The organism is Mesorhizobium sp. M7A.F.Ca.CA.001.10.2.1, assembly GCF_003998575.1.
Lineage (GTDB): Bacteria > Pseudomonadota > Alphaproteobacteria > Rhizobiales > Rhizobiaceae > Mesorhizobium.
On the sequence record NZ_RZQY01000558.1, the window covers coordinates 1 to 4,123 of the forward strand.

Genomic DNA, 4,123 nt, shown 5'->3' on the forward strand with positions numbered 1-4,123 from the left:
ATCCATTCATGCATAATATCGCATAGTCCATGCGAATAATGCAATCTTTTCGATGCCGGCCTGTTGGCCCACATTGTCGCCAGCAAACCGGCGACGGGCCGATGCGCAAAGGAGAAGAGACATGAATGCATTGAGGTATGCCACCTTCGCGGCGGGTATCGCGCTGGCGCCGGTCGATGCCGGCGGAGCCGAATCGTCCCCTGAAATCACGCTCGCCGATGAGCGCGCCGTCATACGCATCGCCGATGCCATCGACCGCGCGGTCGATGCCCAGGATTGGCGGCTCGCCCGTAGTTACTTCGCCGACCGCGTCACCGTCGACTTCAGCAGCCTGAGTGGGCAGCCTGCGGCCACCATCGCGTCGGACGACCTGATCGGGACCTGGGCCGCCAACCTCAGGGGCAACAAGACCAGCCTGCACCTGCGCACCAACCATCAGGTCGCCATCGACGGCGACGCCGCGACTGTCTCCTCCAACGGCTACGCCTGGAACCGGATGGAAGGCAATGGCGAACCGCTATGGGAAGTCTGGGGCACCTACGAACACCACCTGACCCGTTCGGGAGCCGACTGGAGCGTGGACGGCTTCACATTCCGCATGACGCATGAACGCGGCAACCCGTGGGTCAAGACGACCCCCGGACAGGATCGGCATTGAAGATTGGATCAGGATCGGAGCGACATCATGACCATGCCCTTCTACACCCTTGGCAGCAGCGGGCTTCGTGTCACCCGGCTGGCGCTCGGAACCATGACCTTCGGCACCGAATGGGGCTGGGGCGCCGACAAGGAGACGGCCCGCGCCCTGGTCGATGCCTATGTCGAGGCAGGCGGCAATTTCTTCGATACGGCCGATGCCTATACCGGCGGCACCTCCGAGACCTGGCTTGGCGAGTTCATAGCCGAACGCGGTCTGCGCGACAGAGCGGTGATCAGCACCAAGTTCAGCATGAATCTGGAGCAGGGCAATCCGAATGCCGGCGGCAACGGCCGCAAGAACATCATCCGCGCCGTCGAAGGCTCGCTGAAGCGGCTCGGCACCGATTATATCGACCTCTATGTCCTGCATGCCTGGGACAGGCTGACTTCACCGGAAGAGGTGATGCGAACGCTGGACGATCTGGTGCGCGCCGGAAAGATTCGCCATGTCGGTCTCTCCGACGTCCCCGCCTGGTACGCGAGCAGGGCGCAGTCCATCGCTGAGCAGCGCGGCTATGAACCGGTTTCGGCGCTGCAGCTCGAATATTCGTTGGTCGAGCGCAACATAGAGCATGAATTCGTGCCTTTCGGCACGCGCTATGGCGCCGGCATCATGGTCTGGAGCCCGCTGGCCAGCGGCTTGCTGAGCGGCAAATATCGTTCAGACACAATCAGCAACGCCGGCGGCAGGCTGGAGGCGATGCGCGGTTCGACCAATCCCGGCTTCCAGAAGTTCACCGACCGCAACTGGGCAATCGTTGCCGAACTGGAAAAGGCCGCCGGCGAGCTTGGCCGCGGCATGGCCCAAATCGCCTTGAACTGGGCGGCAACGCGGCCCGGTGTCGCTTCGGTGATCATCGGTGCGACGAGGCTCGATCAGCTCAGGGACAATCTCGGCGCGCTCGATTTCGAGATCCCCCAAGAGCTCCTGGCAAGGCTCGACGCAGTCAGCCTGCCGGTCACGCCGTTCCCGTACTCGTTCTTCGGTCCGGAAATCCAGGGCGGCCTTACCGGGGGCCAGGCCGTCGGCTGCAAGCCTGCGGGCTATTTCCCTGACCTGCTCATGGAAGGTGCATTTGCCGGCGTGAGTTGACAAAAGGCGAGAGAATTCCGGGAAGGGCGCCGCGTGACATCGCGGCGCCCTTCGTGTATCGGAACGCCATTGTTTCGGTGGCGCGCCTGCGCGAGAGCAGCCACCCGGAACGCGCCACATGCAAATGAAGAGGCCCAGATGACGGTGAAGCCCCTCTACCGACGTGTCTTGCTGAAAGCGTCGGGCGAAGCGTTGATGGGCGAGCAGCATTTCGGCATCGACGTGTCAGTGGTGGATCGCATCGCCGGCGACATCGCCGAGGCGCGTGCATTGGGCATCGAGGTCGGCGTCGTCATCGGCGGCGGCAACATCTTTCGCGGCGTGGCCGTTGCCTCCAAGGGCGGCGACCGTGTTACCGGCGACCACATGGGCATGCTTGCCACGGTGATCAACTCGCTGGCGCTGCGCACGTCGTTGAACAAGATCGGCGTCGACGCCGTGGTGCTTTCGGCGATCGCCATGCCCGAACTTTGCGAGAGCTTTTCGCAGCGCCAGGCGACCGCCTACATGAACCAGGGCAAGGTGGTGATCTTTGCCGGCGGCACCGGCAATCCATTCTTCACCACTGATTCGGCCGCGGCCCTTCGCGCCGCTGAAATCGGCGCCGACGCGCTGTTCAAGGGCACTCAGGTCGACGGCGTCTACTCGGCGGACCCGAAGAAGGATCCGAATGCGACGCGTTTCGAGCGCATCAGCCATGGCGAAGTCATAAATCGCGGCCTTTCCATCATGGATACTGCTGCGATTGCACTTGCGCGCGAAAACAACATTCCGATAATCGTCTATTCGATCCACGAAAAAGGTGGTTTCGGCGATATTCTGAGGGGCGGCGGCCGCTGCACGGTCGTCGCGGACGATTGATCGGCGGCCTGACCCGAAAAGGGAAGCCGGTTTTCGAAAGTTCGATTCGAAGACGGCCCCGAAGCAGTGAGCCCGCATTAGACGGGTCGAGGAGATAAAGATGAGTGGTGAGTACGACGATCTCAAGCGGCGCATGGATGGGGCCATTGCCGCGTTCAAGCATGATCTGGCCTCGCTGCGGACCGGTCGCGCCTCCAGCAATCTGCTCGATGCGATCCAGGTGCAGGCCTACGGCACCACCATGCCGATCAATCAGGTCGCCAACGTCTCGGTGCCGGAGCCGCGCATGATCTCGGTATCGGTATGGGACAAGTCGATGGTTGGCGCGGTCGACCGCGCGATCCGCGAATCCAATTTGGGGTTCAACCCGATCGTAGACGGCACCAACCTCAGGATTCCACTTCCCGAACTTAACGAACAGCGCCGCAAGGAACTGGTCAAGATCTCGCACACCTACGCCGAGAATGCCCGTGTCGCCGCGCGCCATGTGCGCCGCGACGGCATGGACTTCCTGAAGAAGGCGGAGAAAGACGGCGACATCAGCGAAGACGATCAGCGCAAGCGCTCGGACCAGGTCCAGAAACTTACCGACGAGACGATCAGCACCATCGACCACCTGCTTTCCGATAAGGAAGCTGAAATCATGCAGGTTTAGGGTCATGGCCGCCGGCTGACCCGAAAGCGAGAACATGGCAACGCCCGCGCATGTCGCGATCATCATGGACGGAAACGGACGCTGGGCCAAGGCGCGCGGCATGCCCCGTCTTGCGGGCCACCGTGCCGGTGTCGAGGCGCTGCGCAAGACGGTGCGCGCGGCACCTGGGCTCGGCATTTCCTACCTGACCGTCTATGCTTTCTCGTCGGAGAACTGGTCGCGGCCGAAGTCCGAGGTCAGCGACCTGATGGGCCTCTTGAAAATGTTCATTCGCCGTGACCTTGCTGAACTGCACCAGAGCGGTGTGCGGGTTAGAATCATCGGTGACCGGGCAGGGCTGCAGTCTGATATCAGGGGACTGCTCGACGAGGCCGAAACGCTGACGGCCGCAAACGAATCGCTGACGCTGGTGATCGCCTTCAACTATGGCGGACGAGACGAAATCGTTCGTACGGCACAAAAGCTTGCGGCGGCCGTGGCGCGTGGCGAACTCGACGCCGAGGCGATATCAGCCGAAAGCTTTGCCGGCGCGCTCGATACGCAAGGCATTCCCGACCCGGAACTGGTCATTCGCACCAGCGGCGAGCTCCGGCTGTCGAACTTCCTTCTGTGGCAAGCCGCCTATAGCGAACTCGTCTTCCTGCCTTGCTACTGGCCCGACTTCAGCCGCGAGCACCTTGCGGAAGCTTTGCGTGAGTTTGCTGGCCGCGAACGCCGTTTCGGCGGACTTGGGGGCCAGGACGTCGCTTCGCGACCGGCCGCGGGATGAGCAATCTTCAACTGCGTATCGTTTCGGCGATCGTGCTCGCCATCAT

General features: G+C 62.3%; 5 protein-coding genes. All 5 read left to right on the forward strand.

Translation table 11 applies throughout. The features are described 5' to 3' along the window. Positions 1 to 121 precede the first annotated feature (121 nt). The 5 genes from EN964_RS27185 to EN964_RS27205 all read left to right on the forward strand — a co-directional run bounded on the left by EN964_RS27185 (position 122) and on the right by EN964_RS27205 (position 4,077). Positions 122 to 658 (forward strand): nuclear transport factor 2 family protein, encoded by a 537-nt coding sequence (locus EN964_RS27185; RefSeq protein ID WP_127270206.1) that lies wholly within the window; start codon positions 122 to 124, stop codon positions 656 to 658. A 27-nt stretch (positions 659 to 685) separates the two neighbouring features. Beyond that, positions 686 to 1,792, forward strand: a complete 1,107-nt coding sequence (locus EN964_RS27190; protein WP_127270204.1) for an aldo/keto reductase — start codon at positions 686 to 688, stop codon at positions 1,790 to 1,792. A 138-nt stretch (positions 1,793 to 1,930) separates the two neighbouring features. Further along, positions 1,931 to 2,653: a UMP kinase gene (pyrH, locus tag EN964_RS27195; RefSeq protein ID WP_013531760.1), complete on the forward strand. Its 723-nt coding sequence runs from the start codon at positions 1,931 to 1,933 to the stop codon at positions 2,651 to 2,653. 100 nt (positions 2,654 to 2,753) lie between these two features. After that, positions 2,754 to 3,308: a ribosome recycling factor gene (frr, locus tag EN964_RS27200; protein WP_013531759.1), complete on the forward strand. Its 555-nt coding sequence runs from the start codon at positions 2,754 to 2,756 to the stop codon at positions 3,306 to 3,308. Positions 3,309 to 3,342: 34 nt separating this feature from the next. Beyond that, complete coding sequence (locus EN964_RS27205; RefSeq protein ID WP_023812930.1) at positions 3,343 to 4,077, forward strand: isoprenyl transferase; 735 nt, start codon at positions 3,343 to 3,345, stop codon at positions 4,075 to 4,077. The last annotated feature ends 46 nt before the right edge of the window (positions 4,078 to 4,123 follow it).

Bases quoted from the DNA above. Each gene is read 5' to 3' on its own strand.
- EN964_RS27185 (WP_127270206.1), top strand. From the start codon at position 122: ATGAATGCATTGAGGTATGCCACCTTCGCGGCGGGTATCGCGCTGGCG.
- EN964_RS27190 (WP_127270204.1), top strand. From the start codon at position 686: ATGACCATGCCCTTCTACACCCTTGGCAGCAGCGGGCTTCGTGTCACC.
- pyrH (WP_013531760.1), top strand. From the start codon at position 1,931: ATGACGGTGAAGCCCCTCTACCGACGTGTCTTGCTGAAAGCGTCGGGC.
- frr (WP_013531759.1), top strand. From the start codon at position 2,754: ATGAGTGGTGAGTACGACGATCTCAAGCGGCGCATGGATGGGGCCATT.
- EN964_RS27205 (WP_023812930.1), top strand. From the start codon at position 3,343: ATGGCAACGCCCGCGCATGTCGCGATCATCATGGACGGAAACGGACGC.